Source organism: Pantoea sp. EEL5 (genome assembly GCF_049892805.1).
GTDB lineage: Bacteria > Pseudomonadota > Gammaproteobacteria > Enterobacterales > Enterobacteriaceae > Pantoea > Pantoea ananatis.
This window is the reverse complement of sequence record NZ_JBNDNJ010000005.1, coordinates 142,494-165,047: the sequence shown is the minus strand read 5'-3', so window position 1 is coordinate 165,047 and position 22,554 is coordinate 142,494. Positions and strand designations below refer to the sequence as shown.

Sequence of the window (22,554 nt, the reverse complement as noted above, 5' to 3'; positions counted from 1 at the left end):
GTTAGTGTCCGGAAGGCTCGCCAGGTAACTTCCAACGCAGCCAGGCATCCAGTTCAGTTTCGGCCATGGGCTTGATATTGAAATATTCATATGCGACATCATTATCTTGCGGGGGAGCGGCAAGGGGTGACGTCGCAGCGGGAAAGCCGGTTTCATCCGCTAAGACGATCGTATTAAACTCTTTTAAGGTGCTAAAAATACTGTGCGCTATCAGACGTGAAGTGATTTTTGCATTGATCGCGTTTGCCAGGACGTTATTAAGCTTGATGATGACAGGCGGGCTTTGGCGAAGGTAGCGTATTTTGCTATAGCCTTTAGCGGCATCCTCCCACGACATACTGAATCCCAGACGTCTGAGCATTTCCAGCCCCAGCATGGCGGCCGGACTGTCAATGATATGCTCCGTTTTCACTATCTTGATGATGAGCAGTGAGACCGGCAGCCCTGCCTTTAGCATTTTCTCCGCCAGCTTTTCTGCAAAAGCGACGTCAGCAACATCTCGCTCGTGAAGACTTATCGTTACAGGTAACTGAATAGGGTGATGCCGGAGACGCTTAAGGCGGCAAATAGCGCGGTCGACCAGCCAGGCTGTGAGCTGTTTGTCCAGCTCTGTTCCCTCAGCCAGCGTGACAAAATTATCTGCCGGCAGGTCGCCGCGCAACGGATGGTGCCAGCGCATCTGTGCTTCAAGGCCCACAGGTTTGCCGCTTTTCAGGCATACCTTGGGCTGGAAAACTAAATATAAACCGTGATTGTGTCGTAAGGCTTCTGCCAGTTCACTCATCAGGGTAAAATCTGGCGCACGGCCTGAATCGCTCAATTCATCAAGACGAAACGGCGAGACCTTTTGGTCACTCTCATATTCCAGCGCATTGACTGCTCGTCGGAGAACCTCATGGGCGGGGGCATCACCGGCAACAAAATCTGTTTGCCCGACGCAGGTGGTCAGGGCCATAGTCAAACCATCACCGACATCAGCACTGATTCCATTCAGACGCTCGACCACCCAGCGCGCACTGATGTGGCTGTCAGTATGGGTTAAAATCGCAAAACGCCCGGTGGCGATAGTATAAAGCATGCCGCCACTGATTGGTCGAAGGCGTAAAGGCAGAAGCGTCGCCACATCTTTAAGCAACGACTCCAGCGATGCCATACCTAACGATCGGGATAATTCGAACGCGCGTGACATATCGATACAGTCAATCAGCACCAGACGGCGAGAAGCCGTGTCGTTCAGATTAGCAAGGAGCTGTATATCACGAACAAGACGTTCCCGATTCGCCAGGCCAGTAACCGGTTCGACAAAAGCCGCAGAGTGCCAGGCGTCAAGGAATGCGATAACTAACGCTGCCAGGGATTCAAAGATATTTTTTTGCTGGTTGTCGAAATGGCGCGGTACCGTATCCGTTACGCACAGCGTCCCCAGCATCAGGCCATTTTTGTTTTTTAGCGGCGTGCCGACATAAAAGCGGATGAAAGGCGCATGCGTTATTAACGGATGATGAGCAAAACGTGCATCACGGCAGGTATCCGTGACAACGACCGTTGCGCCGCCTTCGACCACGTGCCGGCACAAGGCCTGCTCGCGAGATGAATCTTGCAGCTCAATATTATAACTGGCGCGAACAATATGCTGTTCATCGGTCAGGACGGTAATATAACTTCCATGGGTGCCCAGCAGCTGGCTGGCCAGACGCAGAAATTTCTTCAGACCTTCATCCCGGCCGCGATCGGAAATGCTGAGTGCATTTTTTTCACTGGTGCGGTGAGGTTCCTTTTTACTGTATTCCATAGACATTCCCGCTCCTGCCCGTTTGCTGAATAGAACTGCAAAAAAAGAGTTTACGACAAATGCTGGAAATAAAACCCAATCAATATAAAAGGCAAAAGCAATTAATTTATTTCTTGTGGAGAGTGAGGGTAGGAATTATAAAGTTTTCATGTCTTTTTACTTAATGCAAATTGTATCCGTTTTTTTGGCGTTGTTTTTTGGTTAAGAAGTTTGACGCTGAAATATTATAAATAATAGTGCGGCCATTTTAATCAAGCGTGTCACTTTTATTTTATCATTCAGCCCTAAATTAAATTTCAGGTATTGTTCGTTTTTTTTAATGTATACATGCCGGGTTTTATGTCATTTATGCGCTTTGCATTACGCCGCCTGACGGGATGGCCCTCAATGGTTACGTCTGCAATGTCAGCCAATACAAGGCATTATCCTGTCTCAATGGCGGGCGGTAACGAGGCGTTAAAGTCAACCAATAAGCTATGTCGGGATCTTTACGGTGAATAGGCATTTTTAAATAAATAACCTTAATGAATAGGTTTCACGACGCCACAAGATTAATCCGGATCGTGCCGCGATGAAGCGTCGTCACCGTAGTATATTAATGTAAATTATTGTGCCTGTTCGCGAACCGATACCTGCATGTTTGGACAATAACTGATAAGCTATCTTCTACAATCACGACGACGTTGGAGCTGCCCTTTGCTGACCACCATTATTTATCGCAGCCACATTTCGGATGACGTTCCTGTTAAGACGCTTCCAGGAATGGTGGATGATGCCAGCATACTTAATGCTTCCCATGAAGTGACAGGCATTTTGTTGTTTAATGGCACACATTTCTTCCAGTTGCTGGAAGGCCCGGAAGAGGGCGTTCTTGCTATTTACCAACGTATCTGTGCCGATCGCCGACATCACAACGTGGTAGAACTGATGCGTGACTACGCGCCATCCCGTCGCTTCGGTAACGCCGGAATGGAGTTGTTCGATTTGCGTGAACACGATCGTTCAACCGTGCTTCAGGCGGTTCTCGATAAAGGCACCTCCAAATATCAGCTGACCTATGCTGACAGAGCGCTGCAGTTCCTGCGTACCTTCGTAGAAGCGCGTGAAAAAGAAAACTACTACGAGGTATTACCGTCAGAATACTGGGAATTCATTCCTGAAGCGCCTGCCTCAAGCGCGGCAAAATCCTCTCCTTCGGGTATCACCTTCCGACCGGTTGTTGATCCCCTTGCCAGGCAGGTGACGGCTATTGAGGCGATTACGGATACGCGCCACAGCGGCAGCGATCCCAATGGGTCGGATAAAAAGTTACATGATGCCGACCTTGATGCCGTGATTAAAGCTTTCGAGATGGCAGGCAGGGCCTGTCCGGATGAAATGACCCTGTATGTCAGCCTGCTTCCTATGACGCTGGTGGTCGTGCCGGACGCCGTTGCCAAAATTGTTGCAACCATCAACGCCTCAGGTCTGGTGCCGGAGCAGGTGGTCATTGGCGTCAGTGAAACCGAAGTTATTTCACGGCTGGAAGCATTTTCCGTGGCTGTCAGGGAGCTTAAAGCCGCCGGTATCAGCCTGTCCGTTGATAACTTCGGTGCGGGATCGGCGGGATTGTCATTGCTGACCCACATTCAGCCCGATCGCATTCGTATTGATTCCAGTATCACCACGGATGTTCATCGAAGCGGCCCGAAACAGGCAGTTGTTCAGGCGATCATCAAATGCTGTTCAGCATTAGAAATCACGGTAATTGCCGCAGGCATCGTGAAAGCGGAAGAGTGGATGTGGCTGGAAGCCGCGGGCGTGATCAACTTTCAGGGCAGTCTGTTTGCGTCGCCAGATTCGGGGCAGTCCGATGCGGTTGCCTGGCCAGAATATCGTGACGCCATGTAAGTATGCTCATGCCGTTATAACATCATAGTCTGAACGTTTATCGGTAATCTATTCCTGGCAGCACGGAACGCTGCTGTTATTCCACTTATGCTCTACGTCCCCGCCCTGTATTATCCTTCTCTCCTGCTACGCATTTTGAATTCAGCCTGAATATTGCCATTTTTACCGATCCGCTATCTTCTATCGCGAGTCATTGTTAATCGTCAGGCAGCCAGCAAGAGTGCTGGTTTGCTGTTGCGAAAGGGATGAATAACGATTCCTCGTACTCCGCGACAATATTTAATGTCTCCACTTTTCGTCAGAGAAATTAAAACGATTTTACCTGAACAGTCTGAGCAGGGTGGTCAGGAGGCGGGCGCATAAAGCGGTATTACTCACCAGTGAGCTGAGTTAATCACCTTTCCAGAGATTACCTGGACACAAAAAGCACAGTTTGCGATCATGGCAGCATTACGGAAAATAAAAACCTGTTCAGGTACACATAACATGAAAGAAAACAGTCGCTTAGAATCGATCATGAATTATCTTAAAGGCAACAATCTGGTCACGGTTGAACAGCTTGTTACGGTGACCGGTGCGTCACCTGCGACCATAAGACGCGATCTGATTAAACTCGATCACGAAGGTGTCGTCAGTCGCACGCATGGCGGCGTTACCCTGAACCGGTTTATCCCTTCTCAGCCCACGACGCTGGAAAAGTCGTCGCGCAATCTGGCTGAGAAACACGCGATTGCCCGCGTTGCGGCCAGTTTTATCAAAGCCGGTGATGCGGTGATACTGGACGCCGGTACCACCATGTTTGAGCTGGCGCGACAGATTACCCATATGCCTTTGCGTGTGATTACCAACGATCTCCATATCGCGCTGTTTTTGTCTGAGTTCAAACAGATTGAAGTGACAATTATTGGCGGTCGCATTGATGAAAGCAGCCAGTCCTGCATTGGTGACCACGGGCGAAAACTGCTTAATAATATTCATCCGGACATTGCCTTCCTGAGCGGTAACGGATGGGATGGGGTTAAGGGCGTGACGTCGCCTACAGAAGAAAAGGCCGCGCTCAAACGGGACCTGATCAGGAACGCCCAGCGCCGAATTTTACTGGCAGACAGCTCAAAATACGGCGCATGGTCGCTGTTCAACGTGGTGCATTTGAAGGAGCTTACGGATATTGTCACCGATGCCAACCTGGATAATGAGATCCGGCAAAGGTTGCTGTCAAACCCACTCCCTGCGCTGACGATCGCGGAACCCGTGTAACACGCCGTTGCCTATGGCGGTGTTGCAGACCAATCGGGTGCGGATGAGTGCGTGACGGAACAGCGCGTTAACCGCGTGGCACAGATTATTGCCCGGGCATGGCATCAAGATTTGCCCAGAGGAGCGCGCGGCTGAGAAAGGGTTAAGGGTTTGCGACAGGATAAATGCGTCAGGCAGGTACCAGGGTTGGCGCCAGAACACGACATCGCTGAACCGGCTGATAAAATACGCGCCTGGGTCACGCAACCGTTATCCCGCCAGCGAGCGTTACTCGTCTATCAGGGGTTTGAGATACAAGCGTGTATCGCCGTCTTCACCATGTTTTGGGTGCCAGACCATGGCTGCATTTTCATCGCCGATGTAGGTCATCCCCAAAGGTTCTATGACTGCATAGGGCCGCGCGAAAGCGGCCCGGTAGGCCAGTAACTCTTTTGCCATTGCCACAACCTGATGAGAAACGTCGTCGGGGTGGGTGACAATGTGATTCAACTGTTCTTCAGTCAGCATACTTCCATTCCTGAACACCCAGCCCATAAACGAAGCCATCTGGCAGGGGTTTTAAATCTGTTAATTATAGTCAAACGGGTTACCGTCAGCTTTCGTCATTGCTCAACGCTCAATGGACATGACCCATATTGGCTGTAGGGCGTAGCTTACTACGGGAAGGACAGATTTCGAAGGCCTGTTGACAGCCGTGCAGAAGAAAGGAAAGGGCAGCAGGACAGGCGTTACCTTATGCGTCGATAAATCAGACAGAAAAGACGCGACAGCTGGCCTGCGACATCTTCACTATTTATAGCCATATGGTCGCGGTTGGTGTTGTTGGCTTCAGCAACAGGGTAGCGCGCGTTTTACGCTTGTGTATGAGCCGCCATTTTCGCTTCCGCCCCGTCAGGCCCAGAGAAGGAGGCGGTAACGCGTTACACAAAACGATCTGAAGATATTGCTGAAAGAGCGGTAAGCGCAACAGCTGAACGCATTTCATATTATAGCCTGCGGTTATTCAGGCAGGCAGCTGCGCTTTTGATGAGGTGAATGATAAATATGCCCGGAATAATCAGGTCGTTTATTGGCGCGATTGCTTCACTTTGGCTTGCAGTCATGTGTGATATCGACATAGCTGAAAACGCCAGGCGCGAGGCTGACGGCGCGGTTTCTCGTTAAAAATCTTAGAAAAAAGTTCCGGTCATGTTATACAGTCTCGCATAGCCCTTGTTTGCGATAAATCGTCCTTTAACAGGGCGCTAAATATTTAAATTTAGGCTAAATTAGTTTCTGCGTTTTTGCACCCGCACAAGGGGAGGCTGTTGTGCACAATAATCAAAGTGGCAATGACGAAAATCGTCTCAAAGCGGTTAAAGCACTTTTGTCACCTGATGTTACCAGGGATGAGGTGCTGGAAAAGTTTGTTCATCTTGCCGCGCAGGTACTGGGCATTTCAGGCAGTTTTATTTCTATTATTGATGATAAAAATCAATATATTAAGGTTTCCCGTAATTTCAATCTTAAAGAATCCGCACGAGAAGTTTCCCTTTGTCGTCACGTGATTGACGGTGACGGACAGCTCGTTGTGCAGGACACATTACAGGATAACCGCTTTACCTTTCATCCACTTGTTGAGGGTGAGCCGCACATTCGGTTTTATGCAGGCGTGTCGTTATCTAATCTGGAAGGGCTGGTTTTAGGCACGCTTTGCGTGACCGACACAAAGCCTCATACGTTTAGTGATGAGCAACTGGACACCTTAAAGTCGCTGGCAAAACTGGTTAGTTCTTTTCTGGATGCCTGGAATCTTGCCAGTTTCACGGACCTGATCACGCTTTTACCCAACCGGCCCCGACTTATTCGCGACATGCAGCAGTTGGCCGTCAATAATCCCGATCGTCGTTTTCGCCTGATCCTCATCGACTGCCTTGATATTCCACAGGCGTATGAGTTATCCCGTACTTTTGGCATTGCGCCGGTAGAAAACCTGCTCAGACAAATTGCCGGACTGGTCGGTGTTCGTCTTCAACTGCAGTCAGATGACATGCTGTATTCATTTGCGCCCGGCCGGTTTGCGTTAATACAACCTTATCTTGGTGGTTATAATGCGCAAAGCACCGTTGAGGTATTAACCAGCCTTAAAGCAGATTTAGCGGATAACATTACGATTGATATTGATGTTTATACGGGTGAGACAGAGTTTGTTTCCCGCGACATCGATGCGAATGAAGTGGTGCGCCAGGCGGTCAGTGCATTACACGAATGTATCCATCAAAACATGGGCGCCATGACGTTCGATCATGCTTATGATTCGCGTCGCACTGAAGATTTTTTGATTATGAACGATCTGGCTCAGGCGCTTAAAAAAGATGAAGGCCTGTACCTCGCTTATCAGCCAAAGGTCTGTTTAAAAACGGGAAAAACCGTAGGGCTTGAGGCTTTGATCCGCTGGCACCACCCAGAGAGAGGCGAACTGTTTCCGGCCGACTTTATACCGCTGGCCATTAAAACCAACCTGATTTCTGTCCTCACTGACTGGGTTATCGATCGCGTCATTATTCAGCTTAAGCAATGGAACAACGAGTTTGAACTTATCCCGGTATCCGTGAACGTCAGCGAGCGTGACTTTTCCAGACCAGAGTTTGCTTCTGGCTTAGCCAGTAAAATGCAGGCGGCAGCCTTGCCGACAGCACTACTGGGCATTGAGTGTCTGGAAAACGAGCTCATTACGGAGAGTGATATCGCCATTAACGGGCTGGAGGCGCTTAAAGCTCAGGGATTTGTTATTTCACTGGACGACTTCGGTACGGGCTACAGTAATATCAGTTATCTGCAGGAAATACCGCTAGATGTCATTAAGGTCGATATGTCTTTAATTGGCCGAATGGATGGCGATCATGCGTCAAGAATCATCGTGCGGAGTATTATCATGATGTTGAAAGAACTGAATTATACGGTACTGGCAGAAGGCGTTGAAACTGAAGCCACGTTGAGTTTGCTGAAGCAATACGGTTGTGACCAGATACAGGGTTACTTCTTTTCGAAGCCGCTCCCGGCCAGCGATATCGAACACTGGTTGCTACAGAAGTAAATGCCCTGAAGGCGACAGTCAGTGTCGCCTGAAAAGCAGGACTGCCTGCTTCAGGGCGTTTTGCCAGCAGCGCTTCAGTCGGCTAAGAGGCTGAAGCGCGCTGTACGATTAATCCAAATCCCTGCCGTTACTTGCTATCACCTTTTTATACCACCAGAAGGACTTTTTCCGCCGCCGGGCCAGCGTGCCTTCTCCACGATCGTCACGATCCACATAAACGAACCCGTAACGTTTGCTCATTTCGCCGGTTGAAGCGGCAATCAAATCGATACAGCCCCATGTGGTATAGCCGATAACAGGAATACCGTCTCCGATCGCATCGGCCATCGCCCGGATATGTTCGCGCAGGTAGCTGATACGATAATCGTCAATAATTTCGCCTTTCTCCGTTAACTCATCGCGTGCGCCCAGGCCATTCTCGACCAGGAAAAGCGGTTTCTGATAACGGTCATACATCATATTCATGGTGATACGCAGGCCAAGCGGATCGATGCCCCAGCCCCATTCACTCCGCTGAATATGCGGGTTGGTGAGGGATTTCACCACGTTTGCCGCGCTGCTATTGTTGTCATTCATCTCGGCCGAAGCACATCGGGATGCATAATAGCTGAACGACACGAAATCGACGGTATGCTTGAGTATATCCGCATCACCGTCTGCCATTTCAATCTGAATCCCTTTTTCGCGGAAAAGGCGCGCAGCGTAGGCGGGATAAGCACCTCGCGCCTGAATATCAATGAAAAACAGGTTTTCACGATCTTTTTGTAGCGCCGCCCAGACATCGTCAGGTTTGCTCGACCAGGGATAAAAATTGCCACCTGCCAGCATGCATCCCACCTGATTATCAGGGTTGATTTCATGCGCGATTTTTGTCACCAGGGCGCTCGCGACCAGTTCGTGGTGAGCTGCCTGATATTTAACCTGCTCACTGTTTTCACCGGGTTCAAACACCAATCCGGCACCCGAAAATGGGCTGTGCAGCATGATGTTAATTTCGTTAAAGGTCAGCCAGTACTTCACTAACCCATCAAATGCGTCAAAACAGGTGCGGGCATAGCGTGCAAAAAACTCAATCATTTTACGATTACGCCACGAACCGTATTGCGTAACCAAATGCATGGGAACGTCAAAATGGCAGAGCGTCACTAAAGGTTCAATGCCATGTTTACGACACTCGGTGAACATATCACGATAAAAAGCCAGACCCTGTTCATTCGGCGTGCTTTCATCGCCACGCGGAAAGATACGGCTCCACGCAATTGAGGTGCGAAAGACGGTAAAGCCCATTTCTGCCATCAAGGCAATATCTTCCCGATAACGATGATAAAAATCGATCGCAGTATGGCTGGGATAGAATTCGTCATCGCGCAACTCAACGCGTTTTTCCTGCCCCAGCTTTACTGGCATACGCGTGGGGCCAATGGGGATCATGTCAACGGTAGTGAGTCCTTTCCCGCCTTCAAGAAAAGCGCCTTCTGACTGATTGGCGGATAAGGCACCACCCCATAAAAAGCCTTCAGGGAATGTTGCTTCAGACATGAAATCCTCTTTAACAGGGTCATTAATGATCAGCTGGCGTTAGCCGCTTTCGTTTGTTCGGGGGATGCGCCAGGTTGTGATGGCGCCGGAGGGGTGGTTTCTGGAATATCTTCAAAACCCAGAATCAGGGTAAGAATGAACGACAGCACCACGGAAAGTACCATTACCGCGACAACCCAGACAATCGACAGGGGATTGGTCGGGTCAAAAAACTGGACGCTGGTAAATAAACCCGGTGAGGCCATTGAATGGCTGGCCAGACCGCCTATGCCGGCCACGGCACCGCAGATGAATCCACTGATCAAACTGGCAATTAAGGGGCGTTTTAATCGCACTGCCACGCCGTATAGAGCAGGTTCGGAAATGCCAGCCACAATAGCGGAGGCCGCCGCCGCCAGCGAGGTTTGACGTAATTCGCGGTTTTTTGTTTTAAAGGCCACCGCCAGCGACGAGCCGCCAAGCGATAAATTGGCGCCAATCTCAGAAGGCATCACCATGCCTTCTTTACCCGTTTCGGCAATGGTCTGGATGATGGTGGGAGTAAAAACCCGATGCATACCTGTCATGACCAGCAACGGCCACAGCCCACCCATAATGGCCACAGAAAGCCAGCCCAGATAACCGTGAATGGTGTAAACCAGAGCGGAAATCCCGCTGCCGATCCAGATACCAATCGGGCCAATCAATACAATGGCGATCGGCGCGGCGATTAACACGATCAACATAGGCTTAAGGAAGTTTTTTGTCACTGCAGGGGTGATACGATCCACCCCGCGTTCAATGTGAGACAAAATCCAGGTCATCACCAGCGCCGGTATCACCGTATAGGTATACTTCACCGCCGTGACCGGGATAAAAGCAAAGTCGACGTGTTGTCCCTGTGCTGCTTTAGCCATGAGGTCAATAAAGTTGGGATGCACCAGCACGCCAGCAATGGCGATAGCCAGTGACATATTGGTTTTGAATTTCAGCGCGGCAGACGCAGCCACCATAATGGGCAAAAAGAAGAAGGCACCATCACCTATCACGTTAAGTATGATTAGGGTTGATGAGCCTTTCTCAAATACGCCAGCCATATCCAGTATCATGGCCAGTAGCTTGACCATTGAACCGCCGATAATAGCCGGAATCAGCGGTGACATAGTGCCAACCAGCGCATCCAGAATGCCGGCGCCTACGCTTTTAAGCGTCATTTTGCGTTTTACGGGCGCGGCGCCGTCTGACTGCGGTTCGCCTAATGCCAGCACGGCCTGATAAGCCTTTGCTACCTCATTGCCAATAATCACCTGTAACTGAGTATCGGTATGAACAACGCCCATGATGCCGTCAATGGCTTTCAGGCCGGCAAGGTCAACCAGACGGTCGTCCTTCACCACAAAACGCAGGCGGGTCATGCAATGGGTTACCGCACTGATATTAGTCAGGCCACCCAGCTTACTGACGATAGCCTGTGAAATCTCTGCATAATTTCCTGGCATGATTTTATCTCGTAGGGAAGAGGAAAGTGCGCTCGGGTTTCCGCTCTGGCCGTCGTGTTGTTGTTTTACTTCGCCAGTCAGCCTGCCTTACTCTGCATCTGACCCACGGTGCGGCTAAATAGGAAACCGGTTTCACAAAATCATGAAGAGATTTCACCTTTTAAACAAGAGTGTAAAATAGGCTGATGTTATTTTTGTGATGATAATCACTTTGAGTGGCGAAGCAGGCGGCACGACATTAAGGCTAAATATTTCAAATAATGAAAGGCTTAGGTAAACTCCATTTACTCAGAAGATTCTGGCAGCGATAACATGACAACCATTTCACAAGTAGCAAAACGCGCCGGCGTCTCAAAAGCGACAGTTTCGCGGGTGTTGTCAGGTAAGGGTTATGTAGGGCAGGAGAAGCGGGAACGGGTTTTGCTGGCCATTGCGGAGACAGGCTATCGACCTAATCTGCTGGCACGTAATCTGGCAAATAAAAGTACCCAAACCATCGGGCTGGTTGTAACCAATACACTGTACAGTGGCAACATTTTCAGTGAGTTAATGTCTCACTCTGCCAGAATTATGGAGCAGCAAAATCGGCAGTTGATCCTGGCCGATGGCAAACATACCGCTGAGCAGGAGCGCGCTGCCATCCAGTTTCTGCTCGATTTACGTTGCGATGGCGTTATCATCTATCCGCGTTTTCTCAGCATCGACGAGCTGGATGCGATTATTTCGCAGCACAAGCAGCCTGTGCTGGTCATTAATCGTCGTCTGCGAATTAATGACAGCTTCTGTATTTACAGCGATCAGCAGGCAACCAGCCAGAGGGCCGTCAGTTACCTGATTGAACAGGGCCATCGCAATATTGCATTTATTACGGGATCACTGGATTCGCCGACCAGTCAGGAGCGACTTGCGGGCTATAAAACCGCGCTTCACACTCAGGGAATCGCAGCGAATCAGCAGCTAATTGTGCAGGGCAAATGGACGGCGCAAAGTGGGATGCTGGCGGTGAAAACATTGCTGGCGAGCGGACAGCCCTTTAGTGCTATCGTCGCCAGCAATGATGAAATGGCTATCGGGGCGATCAAACAGCTTACAGAAAATAATATTGCTGTACCTGGAACCGTCTCGGTCATTGGCTTTGATGACATTCCGCTGGCCCCTTATATAACGCCTGCGCTCTCCAGTGTTAAATTTCCCGTTACCGATATGATCAATGACACCATTAATCGACTGGTCTTTATGCTGGATGGCGGTGAATTAACGCCGTTTACTCCCTATCAGGGCAGCCTCGTTGTGCGTGATTCCATTACCGGCATCACCTGATGCCTTTACTGTGCTGAGTCGATCGCGACCTGTATTAACCCGATACCTTGCGCCGCGAGTCCGGCCACCACGTCCTGAGAAAGCCCCTTTTCCGTAATGACGTGACCGGGCTGAAAACCGGAAGACAGGGGATAAGGATGGATCTGCCCGAATTTAGAACTATCGGTCAGAACGTAGCTTTCTGCACCTTTAGCCAGCACGGCATCCACGACATCACATCGCAGCATATCCCGGCCGGTGAAGCCGGTTTCCGGGTGCCAGCCATCTGCACCAATAAAGGCCTTATGGAAGTGCATTTGCTGTACGCAATACCGGGTTAAGGGCCCCGTCATTGATTCGCTGCGCTTTTGCAACATGCCGCCCAGAATAATGACTTCACAGGCCGCGTCTTTAAGCAGATGGCCGATATAATGGCTTACGGTGATTAACGTCAAATTTTTGCGGCTGGCCAGCATATGTGCCAGCAGGGCGTTGGTGCTGCCGCCTTCGATCAATACAGATTCGCCATCGTTAATCCGCCCGGCTGCATAACGGGCGAGCGCCAGTTTTATCCCATAGCGGGTATGCATTCGCACGCCAACGTCGTCGCTGTCTAATGCCTGAGCCGCACCGTGAACCCGACGTAAAACCCGCTCTTCTTCCAGCAGGTTGAGGTCCTGGCGAATGGTAACCTCCGACACACCGGCCAGCTCAGCCAGTTCGCTGACGGCGACGTTGCCTCGGGTATTAACCAGTTCAATAATTTTCTGCTGACGCGTATTCATCATGGTTCTCTGCTCTGACGTTGAGTCTCACTGGTTTCAGGCTAAACCCAGTCCACGTTTACCCACCGAATTGAGATCGGCGAGGGTAAACCGGTTCTTCCAGCCGGCCTCGTAATGTTCAGGCGGAAAATCAGCAGGGGAATGACCCTGCTCAAGTGCACTCGCCACCTGATGCGCATAAGCGCGGTTTTTATCACACATTGGCGCCGCGGGAATATACATAACGTTTCCCCATCCCTGTTGATTTTCAACCGGTGCGACCGCATGAATCAGGTCACAGTGCCACCATACCGAATCGCCTGCGGTGATCGCCGGTACGGAGCATAATCCTTTTACCAAATGCGGGTGCCATTTTTCACTAATCGGGAGTACGCGCCCCGGTTTAACACCACATAATTCATCGTCAGCGACATCCGATAACAATGGGCGCAGCAGCACATATGCAATGGCCTCCGGTACGGGAACCACGTGCAGTAAGCCCTGACCCGGCATCATATCGGACAGCGCCGTCCAGCCCTGAAACGTCCGGAAAGCCGAGCATTTTGTGGTATCAGGAACATCAAACTCATCCACTTCGCTGCGATGTGCAGCATGCCACGGGTCGTAATGCTCAAGATTGCCGTCGAAAATAGATCGAAAAACGCGTTGGTAAGCGGGCAACAGCCAGCGTTCCAGCGCGCCGGAGTCAGTGTGTGCGCCCAACCCTTTCGAGGTCGTTCCTGGCGGTCGCCGACGAATGCGATCCGGATAGATAAGATTCACGTCCGGATCGAACCATTGCTGGCCCCCGGATTCAAACGTCCACAGGCGATTTAAACATGACTGCACCTGGGCCATTTCAGGACTCTGGCGCGCCTCCATTTGTGCGTGAGACCAGTAAATGGGATAGATTTCAGGGCGGGATGCTTCCAGGCTGCCGAAAAAATTATCGCCCGGGCCGCGGTACTGTGCATCAAACTGATTTTCGTCCAGGTAACGCAGCATGGAGGCATCCCATGCCAGCGCCTGTTCCCGTGGGAAATGCTGCTTAACCACCACACAGCCACGGCGCTTGATGCTTTCTCGGGTTTCAGGCGTCAGCCCTTGCGTGATCTCCTCGGGTGAAATAACCGGCCAGGCGCTGCCGTTTAGCCGCTCTTCCGCTTTTGCGTCGCTTATCGCCTGCTCGGTTCTCTGGCAAACCTGCCTGAATAAGCCTTCAACATCGCCAATCTGCTGACGGATCTGCTGTTTAAACTGGCGGATGGCGGCTGAAATATCCGTGGGTAACGCTGTGTGCTGAAGCTTTACATTCATGACTGCGCCCTTAACAGTGTTTTCATTTTACATATGAAGGTTTATTTCATTTCATTCGAAAGTCAGCACTATGTTTAACAGATTGCTGTTGGTGAAAACCGGAACTGGCGCACAATGTGAGCGAACAGAAGGATTTTTGATGACTGGAATTCTCATTATCCCCTTCAACGAGTAAGCTTAAAAAAGAGTGAGCCTGTTCAGGCCGGGAAAAGGGGGATGACAATGGCAGTAAGGATGATTGCAGTGGATATGGATGGGACGTTTCTGGACGAAAACAAGCAGTACAACGTCCAGCGCTTTTCACGCCAGTACGCCCTGCTAAAGCAAAAAGGTATTCACTTTGTTGTCGCCAGTGGCAATCAATATTATCAGCTACAGCGCTACTTTCCTGACATCAAAAACGACATTGCGTTTGTTGCCGAAAATGGTGCGTGGGTATCAGAAGGCGATGATGAAATTTTTTGTGGTGAGCTGGCAAAGGAAAGCGTGCACCGCGTGTTGGATATCCTGGCAAAAGAGCCGGATATCAGCACTGTCGTTTGTGGACGCAAGGGCGCTTATGTCCATTCTTCAATGCCAGACAGCGTTATTCAGATGCTTAACAATCATTATTACCGACTTGAAAAGCGCGATAATCTTTATGATATCGATGACACCATTTTTAAGTTTTCGCTTAACCTGGCCAACGAAGGCATAGACAGCCTGATGGATCGTCTGCATAACCAGCTCGGTGAAATCGATCATATTATGCACCCCGTATCGAGCGGCTATGGCTTTATTGACCTGATTATTCCAGGCTGTCACAAGGCACATGGTATTGCTTTGCTGCAACAAAAATGGGGCATCAGCGATTGTGAGGTGGTGGCCATCGGCGACAGTGCAAACGATATCGAAATGTTGCGCCAGGCCTGTTTCAGTTTTGCAATGGCCAATGCTGTTGAGTCGGTTTCAGCCGTTGCGCGGTTTAAAACGGAAAGCAATCAGGATGAAGGGGCGCTAAACGTCATTGCCAGAGTGCTGGCGCGCGAATTCCCTTTTGATTAACGCCGCAATGGCGGCTTTTCAATCATGAGCGCGGAAGGGGAGCCTCTTCAAAAACAAACTTAACGTGACGATGTCACTTATTTTGCCTGCTTCTGATCTTTTCGGACTGTATAAGGTGCTGGCAGGGGATGTCAGTGCCGCGCAAAGAAACCGCATGCAAAGACAGGTTAATGGTAATAGTTACAACATACTTTAAATGATTTTCTTAACACCGTTCGGTTAGATCGACGTCGTCTTTGTCTGGGCAAGAAAATCACGAAAAGCCCGGTCCAGGCCGGGCGGGCAGGCATTATTTATCCGCTTTCTTCTCATCCTCAGCGCCTGACGGCTCCGCTTCAGCAACGGACAGCCAGGGCTTGAGGAGTTGAATATCCAGAATGACGTAAACCATCGTGCTAATAAATAACGAAATCACGCTACCGAATACGCCGCTGGTGGTGAAGGTCAGATAGTTATAGATAATCAACCAGGTCAGGCAAATGAACAGGGAAAGGGCAAGCATAATCGATGAGAGTGAATAGTTGCTGGTGCCGGCGCCTTGTTGGTGCGTCAGTTTAAACAGGTTCCCGAGGGTGTATTTTTCCAGCATCAAAATCGTTTTTTGCCAGTTACGGCGTTGGCGTGAACCTGCGCGAACAATAAACAGATACAGTACGGAGATAAAAAAGCCTGAAAAGGCAATCAGTACCGGCACAGCCTCCAGAGCATACTCAATGCTTTTGTGGCTTGCGCCAGCCGGGCTCAGGTCCAGCGTTAATGAGGCACCCAGTGCGGCATACAGAAAAACGAATAGCGCCAAAAAGGTTATCGTGCGCTTCCAGTCCGCCTCTGCTTCGCGGTTCTGTTGCTGGAGGGCGACGGTAAAGGCGCGTTCGATATGTTCAGCCTGAGGTGAGTGCATTTCAATCGCCTCTACCGTTTCATCCAGCAGGGCAGTGATAAAAGGTTTGTGGTCGTTGTGCAGGGGAATTTTCATGACGTCGATTCTCGTTGAAATTTCCGCTTATTTTAGTCTGCCTGAAGGGAAATGATACCTGCTTAACGTGATTAACCTTGTCAGACTGAGCCACTTAACTCGCAGGTAATGCGCTTTGCGAGCACGGCATGATGTACACTGCTTATGAACTCACCACGAGGAAAGCGATTATGAATGACAAGAAAATGATTTCCATCGATCAGTTCAGTGATGAAGAGCGACTCGCCGTTAATGAAGTTCTTCAAAACCTGATGCAGAAGCACCGTCAACGCACCGGCAAAGAACCTGATGCAAAAAAAGAGAAAGAGTTAAACAGCGAAGCTCGTCAGCAGGTCATGGCCGATAAACTTCTTAATGAAAAGTTAAAAGCAGAAAAAGAAAGTAAAAAACCGCTCAGGAAAAAGAAACCCTCTTCGCTAACGGCCAGTGAAGTCGGCGATTTCAACTGGTCCGCCTCAGTGGCTAAAGGCCGCAGAAGATAAAGTAACGCCCAGTCGCGCTAAGGCCTGACGATATAACATGGATCGTTGGGCCATGTGGACCCGGCCAAATCATCGGCATAAGTCATCATAACGGCAATAACAAATAAAGGGTAAAAGTCTTAAAAATTAAAGCGCAGGGCGTTTTTTGTGGATAAACTGCGCTAAATATATTGTCAATTACGCGTGCGAATGACCTATTACTCACCTGATGATCATCATCTTAAAATGCGATCCACGCGATTTGTCCGTCGCATGTTTGCCATGCGCCAGCTTGGCACGCTTTTATGTTTTTTGCCGATTGCATCCGTTCTCCTGGAACTGGGGAAAGAACCAGCGATATTGGTATTACTGATTAGCAACGTTCTTATCTGGCCTTATCTGGCATACCGCCTTGCCGTAAAATCACGGGACTCCACCGCGCGGGAGCGTTCAAATTTAACGCTGGATGCCGCATTTGGCGGTATCTGGATTGCGCTGATGGCCGTGAGTCCTATGCCGTCCTTTGTCATCATCGCGGTTTTGATGGCCGACCGTTACGCCGCAGGAGGCTGGCCTCAGTTGCTCTCTGCTACGCAGGCATTTCTGTTTGCCTTTATTCTGGTATGGACGATTGAAGGCGCGCCGGTTTTGATGGAGTTTAGTACGCGCACAGCATGGCTTACCCTTCCACTGGCCACATTCTATATGTTGGCACTCAGCGTTGTATCACACAATTTGACGTTGAGCCTGCGTCAGAAGAACCGTGAGCTGGAGAGAATTGCGCTGATGGATCCCGGTCTGGAAATCCCTAATCGTCGTTTGTTCGAACGCCGGCTTGAAAGCGAGCTTTTGCGCACCTTGCGGGGTGACACCAGAGCGTATCTGATACTGATAGATGTCGACCATTTTAAAAACGTTAACGATACGTTCGGTCACGAAGCCGGGGATTTTTTGCTGGCTGAAATTTCCGGCCTGTTACGTGACAGCGTAGGTATGAAAGACATTCCGGCACGCTTTGGCGGAGATGAACTTGGCGTTATCATTCGTGATTCGAATGACGTTGACATCATCAGACTGGCCGAATCGCTTCAAAGAAATATTGGGCAATTACGCCTGCCTGCTTCTGTAACGTTCAGGTGTTCAGTCAGTATTGGCATTGCCAGTGCTGATAAAGCCGACTCAATACATGAGTGGCTGCGGCGCGCTGATAAAGCGTTATATGAAGTGAAACGATCAGGGCGGGATGGCCTGAAATTATGGCGGGCCTGATCCCCAGCGGAACAACGCATCGCGGGGTTCGGTAACGTCCACCCGTAGTGCATCACCAGACCGTCATCAATGCCGCCTCCTCTGAGGCGGCATAAGTATCAGATAGCCGGATAGTCGCCAGTGCCTTCAGGCCAGGGCGTGAGCAGGTCAAAGCCCGTCTCGGTGACGGCGACGGTATGCTCCCACTGGGCAGACAGCGAGCGATCTTTTGTAACCACCGTCCAGCCATCAGAAAGCACACTGGTCCCTGCTTTTCCAGCATTGATCATGGGTTCGATGGTAAAAATCATCCCTGCCTGTAAAGGCATTCCTTCGCCCGGCGTGCCGTAGTGAAGAATTTGAGGTTCGGTATGATAAATCTCGCCGACGCCATGACCGCAATATTCCCTGACCACGGAAAAACCCGCGCTCTCAGCAAGGCGCTGAATAGCGGCGCCAATATCGCCCAGTGTCGCGCCCGGGCGAACCGTTTTAATGCCTGCAACCATGGACTGATAGGTAATATCCACCAGCCGTTTTGCACGCACGGATGGCGTCCCCACAAAATACATTCGGCTGGTATCGCCATACCAGCCATCTTTAATAATGGCGACATCGATATTCACAATATCACCTTCCTTTAATGTTTTGGCCGCCGGGATCCCGTGGCAAACAACATGGTTAACGGAAGTACAGGTGGTACGGGTGTAACCGTGATAACCAATATTGGCGGGCGTAACGTTGAGTTCATTGACAATAAAATCATGACAGATATCGTCCAGTTGCTCTGTCGTGATCCCCGGGCGTACATGAGGGGTGATCATCGCCAGCACCTGGGCGGCAGCGTGCCCGGCAGCACGGGCTTTTTCAATTTCTTCTGCAGAATGGATCTTAACGTTCCCCATTACACTTCTCCTTGTGGGGTTAAATCGGCATGATGTAGTACCTGGCGAATATCGGCACCGCCGTTCATTTCTATGCGGATTAATGTTTGAGCAAGCTCGTGTTGTGTCAGCTGGGGATACAGCTCGGCCAGCATGCCCAGTTTTAACCAGTGCTCAGCCTGCGCATTTATTGAGCGGCTCATCGCCTGGCTGGCGATGCGTAAGTTTTCATGCATCAGATCGGATATTTTTACAATGCCCATGTGAAGCCTATATGTAATGTATACGTTTTATATATAGGTTACGCTTTTTGCGGTGACAGTGAAAGCTGAATTAACCGGTCATAAAATGCTTAAAGCGCCATTCTTCCGGTAGCGCGATGAATTTCTAACTTAATGACACAGTCTGAGTGCGTATTTAATCTGTTCTGATCTCGCGCCTTTTATTGGCGTGCCGGGCAGAGTTAGTCTTTGATGTGACCGATCAGCAAAGTCACACACCATTCTCTGACTGGGTTAAACATGCGGTATTACCCAGGTTAACTTTTCATGTTACTTAGCAGATCATGAACCATAATCTACTGTTGAAAATCTGCGATATTGACGCATCACGCCTGTTCCGTCCTGGCCATCGCGCTGAGGTCTGCAATTCATGGGTTGGGTACAATCAGACAAAGATTTGTCTTTGTCTGATTGTTGCCGCTGCTTCAGTTGCAGGCCGGTTGCGGATGTCCGTTGACAAGACGCGGTGTGGATTGTGCAGAGTGGCGGTAATGTGCGGGAGGTTTAACGCAGGCGGTGGTATTTTATCCGGGGCTCTTACGCCTTAAAACAGCATCATAAAAGGATTACGCGTGTTCACGTTGCACTTAACCACCGGGATTAACCTTATGAGAGCACTCTTCGTCACAGGCCTGATCTTTGCGCTAGCCGCATGCTCCAGCTCAGTGGGTCGAAATGTTGATACAGCAACCGTTCAGAAAATCAGGCCAGGCCTGACAACCCGAGCGGATCTGATCGCGATGTTTGGCCCGCCTGACACGGAATCCCCGTATCCCAACGGACAACAGTTACTGATGTGGAAATACAGTAAAGCCAGAGCGCTGGCTACCTCGGCAGGTGAAACGCTTACGGTACAGACAAAAAATGGCAAAGTGTTTAACTACACCTTCAGTAAAAGCTGACGTTTTATCCCGATATCTCTGCGCACAATAAAAAACGTGATTGTATTGCCAGGTTAACACAATTGCGGATCTGTGCAGGGAGATAACGTATTCCTCTTCGTTCAGGAGGGATGTGATGAATAAGCCCATCGTGGCAACCGGCACCGGAAAACGTATTCTGAAAATTGTCGGTATGGCCGGTGAGCTGGCCGATGCCATGGATAATATTTCGCTGTCCTTATCAATACAGGCAGGACATTTTTCAGGTCAGTATTGCCGTTAGCCAGATGGATGCTGCCACGCAAAAGCACGCTGTATTTGTCGAAGAATCCTCTCCAGTCTCGCAATCTTAATCTGAGCAGATGTACGCTATGGTGAAAACCTCCGCTTAGCGCGCCCGCCCCGTCATTAACGTGTTTCCCGTTGTCTCGTCAGCGATGACGGGGCAACGCCATGTTGCGCTTGCTGCACAGCGCCGCGTAAAGCCCCCACATCCTTCGGCGTGTTAAGTGCCGGGCAATCCAGTGAACACCTTATTCCCCTCTGAAAATCCCGACGGCAATGCCGATTTGAAGAAAAACGTCTCTCCTGGCGAATGTTACGGGGAAGGGCAGCTTCTCTGCGTAGCGTCGAGGCGTTAACACAGTCATTGCCGTTTTGCTCTTTGCCTTGATTCCTTTTCAGAATCAGCGTAGCGACGTCTTTGTGACTCCAGACTTAACAGGTCTGGAGTCACAGTCGGCAGAAAGGTAGAATCTGCAATACGGCTTTATTATCTGGGAAGAGCAGTGGCTGAAATCAGCATAAATACAAGGTCGCCGCATGTCGGCCATCACGTTATGGTATGGCTGGAGCAGATCAGAAAGGCTTCGCTGTCTGAAGTCGATAATTTTGGTGACGAGGGCACGGTCGAGCAGGTCATTAAGGTCTGGGTAAAGCTGTCATTACTCGTTACGCGTCGCCGTCCTGAAATCGCGATTTCCTCCCTTCTCCGGCATGTCTTACCGAATATTGGCTCACTCCCGCTGAAGAATCTGACGCGATTGCGACTAAACAGACTATATAACATACTGATTTCAGAGGGTAAAAAGGAAGAGGCGCGGCGCGTATTCGCGTTGACAAAACAGTTTTTATCCTGGGCAGAAATGCAGGGTTATCTTGAGCATTCCCCTGTTGCTTCAATAAAAAAACGTGACATTGCAGGCCGTGCGGCCTCACCGCGCAGTCGACAGTTGTCGGATGCTGAGATTTGGGTGTTCTGGCATGGGCTGGACAACTGGGCGCTTTCTGAACAGGCCCGTTGGGCACTGCGGCTTTGCCTGGTGAGCGCGCGACGACCAGACGAGATCGTTCAGGCTCGTAAAGCAGAATTTAATTTACAGTCAGGGCTGTGGAAACAAGGTACGCGAAACAAATCGCAACGTGAACATACGTTGCCGGTCTCTTCCCTGATGCGCCTGTGTATCGAGTCATTGTTAAAGGCCAGCGATCCTGCTTCGCCCTGGCTGGTACCGGCACCACGCGATGTGATGCAACCGCTGTCAAAAGGTGCGCTTAATCAGGCTCTGCGACGCATGTTGCGCGCACCGCGCGGCCTGGGACTGGAACATTTTACACCACGAGACCTGCGGCGAACGGCACGCTCAAAGTTATCTGCACTGGACACGCCAAACGACGTGGCAAGAAAAATCATGAATCATGCATTAGAAGGGATAGATCGTGTTTACGATACGCACGACTATGTCGTGCAGATGCGCGCTGCACTGGAAAAGTATTCGGAATCATTACAGGTAATTATCAACAGTGATAGTTACCATTTTCTACATCATCGTTATGAAGGTGAAAGGCTGAAATTAGACAGTTCCTCTGTCATGGTCATGAGCCTTTAACGAGATAGTCAGGCTGTTTCCAATAAAAAAGCGGTGTCCTCATCAACACCGCTTAATTATGTCAGATCAGGAAGTCATCGAGAGAACCGCCTGCATCCAGGGCCTTTTTAATAGGCGATGGTGTACGGCCCTGACCTGTCCATGATTTCTTTTCACCGTTTTCGTCGGTATATTGATATTTAGCCGGGCGCGGAGCACGTTTAGCTTTTGTTTTAGTTTCTGTAGGTAAATCCATCAGCTCAGAAATATCGATGCCGTCATTCATCAGCATTTCTTTATATTTAGCCAGCTTGTCTGCTTTTTCACGCAGCAGGGCTTGCTCAGCTTCTTCTTCTTCACGGCGTTCAGCGACAACGACAGAAAGCTTTTCGAGCATCTCATTTAACACATCAAGCTCAATTTCCCGGGCTTGTGCACGTAAAATACGAAGGTTATTTAATGCTTTGAGCGCATCCATTGATTAATCCTTAAATTACAG

General features: G+C 50.0%; 19 protein-coding genes and 1 pseudogene. 10 read left to right on the top strand and 10 right to left on the bottom strand.

Going from position 1 to position 22,554, the window contains the following annotated elements; all coding sequences use genetic code 11:
* Position 1: 1 nt before the first annotated feature.
* Positions 2 to 1,798, bottom strand: coding sequence for a sensor domain-containing phosphodiesterase (locus ACPXSQ_RS18110; protein WP_426144202.1), 1,797 nt, complete (start codon positions 1,796 to 1,798; stop codon positions 2 to 4).
* A gap of 690 nt (positions 1,799 to 2,488) precedes the next feature.
* Between ACPXSQ_RS18110 and ACPXSQ_RS18105 the strand changes: the two genes are divergently transcribed.
* Both ACPXSQ_RS18105 and ACPXSQ_RS18100 read left to right on the top strand, forming a co-directional pair.
* The gene (locus tag ACPXSQ_RS18105) at positions 2,489 to 3,682 is read left to right on the top strand and encodes a diguanylate phosphodiesterase (protein ID WP_014333035.1); all 1,194 of its coding nucleotides are present in this window, start codon (positions 2,489 to 2,491) and stop codon (positions 3,680 to 3,682) included.
* 486 nt (positions 3,683 to 4,168) lie between these two features.
* On the top strand, positions 4,169 to 4,939 hold the full coding sequence (locus ACPXSQ_RS18100) for a DeoR/GlpR family DNA-binding transcription regulator (RefSeq protein ID WP_014333036.1): 771 nt from the start codon (positions 4,169 to 4,171) through the stop codon (positions 4,937 to 4,939).
* Between the two features lie 267 nt (positions 4,940 to 5,206).
* Here ACPXSQ_RS18100 and ACPXSQ_RS18095 read toward each other — a convergent pair whose 3' ends face one another.
* Positions 5,207 to 5,446: a hypothetical protein gene (locus tag ACPXSQ_RS18095; RefSeq protein WP_014598192.1), complete on the bottom strand. Its 240-nt coding sequence runs from the start codon at positions 5,444 to 5,446 to the stop codon at positions 5,207 to 5,209.
* A gap of 802 nt (positions 5,447 to 6,248) precedes the next feature.
* Here ACPXSQ_RS18095 and ACPXSQ_RS18090 point away from each other — a divergent pair.
* Positions 6,249 to 8,015, top strand: a complete 1,767-nt coding sequence (locus tag ACPXSQ_RS18090) for a sensor domain-containing phosphodiesterase (protein ID WP_013028054.1) — start codon at positions 6,249 to 6,251, stop codon at positions 8,013 to 8,015.
* Between the two features lie 108 nt (positions 8,016 to 8,123).
* On the opposite strand, the gene ACPXSQ_RS18085 is transcribed toward ACPXSQ_RS18090, so the two are convergent.
* Positions 8,124 to 9,554, bottom strand: a complete 1,431-nt coding sequence (locus tag ACPXSQ_RS18085) for a 6-phospho-beta-glucosidase (protein ID WP_013028055.1) — start codon at positions 9,552 to 9,554, stop codon at positions 8,124 to 8,126.
* 29 nt (positions 9,555 to 9,583) lie between these two features.
* Entirely contained in the window at positions 9,584 to 11,032 is a 1,449-nt protein-coding gene (ascF, locus tag ACPXSQ_RS18080) for a PTS cellobiose/arbutin/salicin transporter subunit IIBC (RefSeq protein WP_426144201.1), read from the bottom strand.
* Between the two features lie 312 nt (positions 11,033 to 11,344).
* Between ascF and ACPXSQ_RS18075 the strand changes: the two genes are divergently transcribed.
* Positions 11,345 to 12,352, top strand: coding sequence for a LacI family DNA-binding transcriptional regulator (locus tag ACPXSQ_RS18075; RefSeq protein ID WP_013028057.1), 1,008 nt, complete (start codon positions 11,345 to 11,347; stop codon positions 12,350 to 12,352).
* 5 nt (positions 12,353 to 12,357) lie between these two features.
* On the opposite strand, the gene ACPXSQ_RS18070 is transcribed toward ACPXSQ_RS18075, so the two are convergent.
* Both ACPXSQ_RS18070 and ACPXSQ_RS18065 read right to left on the bottom strand, forming a co-directional pair.
* Positions 12,358 to 13,116: a DNA-binding transcriptional regulator YciT gene (locus tag ACPXSQ_RS18070; RefSeq protein ID WP_426144232.1), complete on the bottom strand. Its 759-nt coding sequence runs from the start codon at positions 13,114 to 13,116 to the stop codon at positions 12,358 to 12,360.
* Positions 13,117 to 13,152: 36 nt separating this feature from the next.
* The gene (locus ACPXSQ_RS18065; RefSeq protein WP_019105859.1) at positions 13,153 to 14,412 is read right to left on the bottom strand and encodes a DUF1479 domain-containing protein; all 1,260 of its coding nucleotides are present in this window, start codon (positions 14,410 to 14,412) and stop codon (positions 13,153 to 13,155) included.
* A 222-nt stretch (positions 14,413 to 14,634) separates the two neighbouring features.
* On the opposite strand from ACPXSQ_RS18065, the gene ACPXSQ_RS18060 reads away from it, so the two are divergent.
* The gene (locus ACPXSQ_RS18060; RefSeq protein ID WP_014604586.1) at positions 14,635 to 15,456 is read left to right on the top strand and encodes a Cof-type HAD-IIB family hydrolase; all 822 of its coding nucleotides are present in this window, start codon (positions 14,635 to 14,637) and stop codon (positions 15,454 to 15,456) included.
* Between the two features lie 289 nt (positions 15,457 to 15,745).
* Here ACPXSQ_RS18060 and ACPXSQ_RS18055 read toward each other — a convergent pair whose 3' ends face one another.
* Positions 15,746 to 16,432 carry a hypothetical protein gene (locus ACPXSQ_RS18055; RefSeq protein ID WP_014598185.1) on the bottom strand — a complete coding sequence of 229 codons (687 nt, stop codon included), beginning with the start codon at positions 16,430 to 16,432 and terminating at the stop codon, positions 15,746 to 15,748.
* A 170-nt stretch (positions 16,433 to 16,602) separates the two neighbouring features.
* Between ACPXSQ_RS18055 and ACPXSQ_RS18050 the strand changes: the two genes are divergently transcribed.
* Positions 16,603 to 16,914 carry a hypothetical protein gene (locus ACPXSQ_RS18050; protein WP_014333049.1) on the top strand — a complete coding sequence of 104 codons (312 nt, stop codon included), beginning with the start codon at positions 16,603 to 16,605 and terminating at the stop codon, positions 16,912 to 16,914.
* Positions 16,915 to 17,103: 189 nt separating this feature from the next.
* On the top strand, positions 17,104 to 18,162 hold the full coding sequence (locus ACPXSQ_RS18045; RefSeq protein ID WP_028716050.1) for a diguanylate cyclase: 1,059 nt from the start codon (positions 17,104 to 17,106) through the stop codon (positions 18,160 to 18,162).
* 98 nt (positions 18,163 to 18,260) lie between these two features.
* Here the strand turns inward: ACPXSQ_RS18045 and map are convergent, their stop codons facing one another.
* Both map and ACPXSQ_RS18035 read right to left on the bottom strand, forming a co-directional pair.
* Positions 18,261 to 19,046 carry a type I methionyl aminopeptidase gene (gene map, locus ACPXSQ_RS18040; protein ID WP_013028064.1) on the bottom strand — a complete coding sequence of 262 codons (786 nt, stop codon included), beginning with the start codon at positions 19,044 to 19,046 and terminating at the stop codon, positions 18,261 to 18,263.
* Positions 19,046 to 19,288 carry a ParD-like family protein gene (locus tag ACPXSQ_RS18035; protein WP_013028065.1) on the bottom strand — a complete coding sequence of 81 codons (243 nt, stop codon included), beginning with the start codon at positions 19,286 to 19,288 and terminating at the stop codon, positions 19,046 to 19,048. Before ACPXSQ_RS18035 ends, map begins: the two co-directional genes overlap by 1 nt.
* Before the next feature lie 626 nt (positions 19,289 to 19,914).
* Here ACPXSQ_RS18035 and ACPXSQ_RS18030 point away from each other — a divergent pair.
* The 3 genes and pseudogenes from ACPXSQ_RS18030 to ACPXSQ_RS18020 all read left to right on the top strand — a co-directional run bounded on the left by ACPXSQ_RS18030 (position 19,915) and on the right by ACPXSQ_RS18020 (position 22,076).
* Complete coding sequence (locus tag ACPXSQ_RS18030) at positions 19,915 to 20,208, top strand: hypothetical protein (RefSeq protein ID WP_033766331.1); 294 nt, start codon at positions 19,915 to 19,917, stop codon at positions 20,206 to 20,208.
* 130 nt (positions 20,209 to 20,338) lie between these two features.
* A pseudogene (locus ACPXSQ_RS18025) lies at positions 20,339 to 20,540 on the top strand (methyl-accepting chemotaxis protein); the annotation flags it as partial.
* A 435-nt stretch (positions 20,541 to 20,975) separates the two neighbouring features.
* On the top strand, positions 20,976 to 22,076 hold the full coding sequence (locus ACPXSQ_RS18020; RefSeq protein WP_028716049.1) for a tyrosine-type recombinase/integrase: 1,101 nt from the start codon (positions 20,976 to 20,978) through the stop codon (positions 22,074 to 22,076).
* A 61-nt stretch (positions 22,077 to 22,137) separates the two neighbouring features.
* Here ACPXSQ_RS18020 and ACPXSQ_RS18015 read toward each other — a convergent pair whose 3' ends face one another.
* Positions 22,138 to 22,533 carry an H-NS family nucleoid-associated regulatory protein gene (locus ACPXSQ_RS18015; RefSeq protein ID WP_013028069.1) on the bottom strand — a complete coding sequence of 132 codons (396 nt, stop codon included), beginning with the start codon at positions 22,531 to 22,533 and terminating at the stop codon, positions 22,138 to 22,140.
* Positions 22,534 to 22,554: the final 21 nt, after the last annotated feature.

Coding starts and splice junctions, on each gene's coding strand:
- ACPXSQ_RS18095 (WP_014598192.1), bottom strand. CDS start 5,446: ATGCTGACTGAAGAACAGTTGAATCACATTGTCACCCACCCCGACGAC.
- ACPXSQ_RS18050 (WP_014333049.1), top strand. CDS start 16,603: ATGAATGACAAGAAAATGATTTCCATCGATCAGTTCAGTGATGAAGAG.
- ACPXSQ_RS18110 (WP_426144202.1), bottom strand. CDS start 1,798: ATGTCTATGGAATACAGTAAAAAGGAACCTCACCGCACCAGTGAAAAA.
- ACPXSQ_RS18060 (WP_014604586.1), top strand. CDS start 14,635: ATGGCAGTAAGGATGATTGCAGTGGATATGGATGGGACGTTTCTGGAC.
- ACPXSQ_RS18100 (WP_014333036.1), top strand. CDS start 4,169: ATGAAAGAAAACAGTCGCTTAGAATCGATCATGAATTATCTTAAAGGC.
- ACPXSQ_RS18065 (WP_019105859.1), bottom strand. CDS start 14,412: ATGAATGTAAAGCTTCAGCACACAGCGTTACCCACGGATATTTCAGCC.
- ACPXSQ_RS18055 (WP_014598185.1), bottom strand. CDS start 16,432: ATGAAAATTCCCCTGCACAACGACCACAAACCTTTTATCACTGCCCTG.
- ACPXSQ_RS18035 (WP_013028065.1), bottom strand. CDS start 19,288: ATGGGCATTGTAAAAATATCCGATCTGATGCATGAAAACTTACGCATC.
- ACPXSQ_RS18045 (WP_028716050.1), top strand. CDS start 17,104: ATGACCTATTACTCACCTGATGATCATCATCTTAAAATGCGATCCACG.
- ascF (WP_426144201.1), bottom strand. CDS start 11,032: ATGCCAGGAAATTATGCAGAGATTTCACAGGCTATCGTCAGTAAGCTG.
- ACPXSQ_RS18085 (WP_013028055.1), bottom strand. CDS start 9,554: ATGTCTGAAGCAACATTCCCTGAAGGCTTTTTATGGGGTGGTGCCTTA.
- map (WP_013028064.1), bottom strand. CDS start 19,046: ATGGGGAACGTTAAGATCCATTCTGCAGAAGAAATTGAAAAAGCCCGT.
- ACPXSQ_RS18075 (WP_013028057.1), top strand. CDS start 11,345: ATGACAACCATTTCACAAGTAGCAAAACGCGCCGGCGTCTCAAAAGCG.
- ACPXSQ_RS18015 (WP_013028069.1), bottom strand. CDS start 22,533: ATGGATGCGCTCAAAGCATTAAATAACCTTCGTATTTTACGTGCACAA.
- ACPXSQ_RS18030 (WP_033766331.1), top strand. CDS start 19,915: ATGAGAGCACTCTTCGTCACAGGCCTGATCTTTGCGCTAGCCGCATGC.
- ACPXSQ_RS18070 (WP_426144232.1), bottom strand. CDS start 13,116: ATGAATACGCGTCAGCAGAAAATTATTGAACTGGTTAATACCCGAGGC.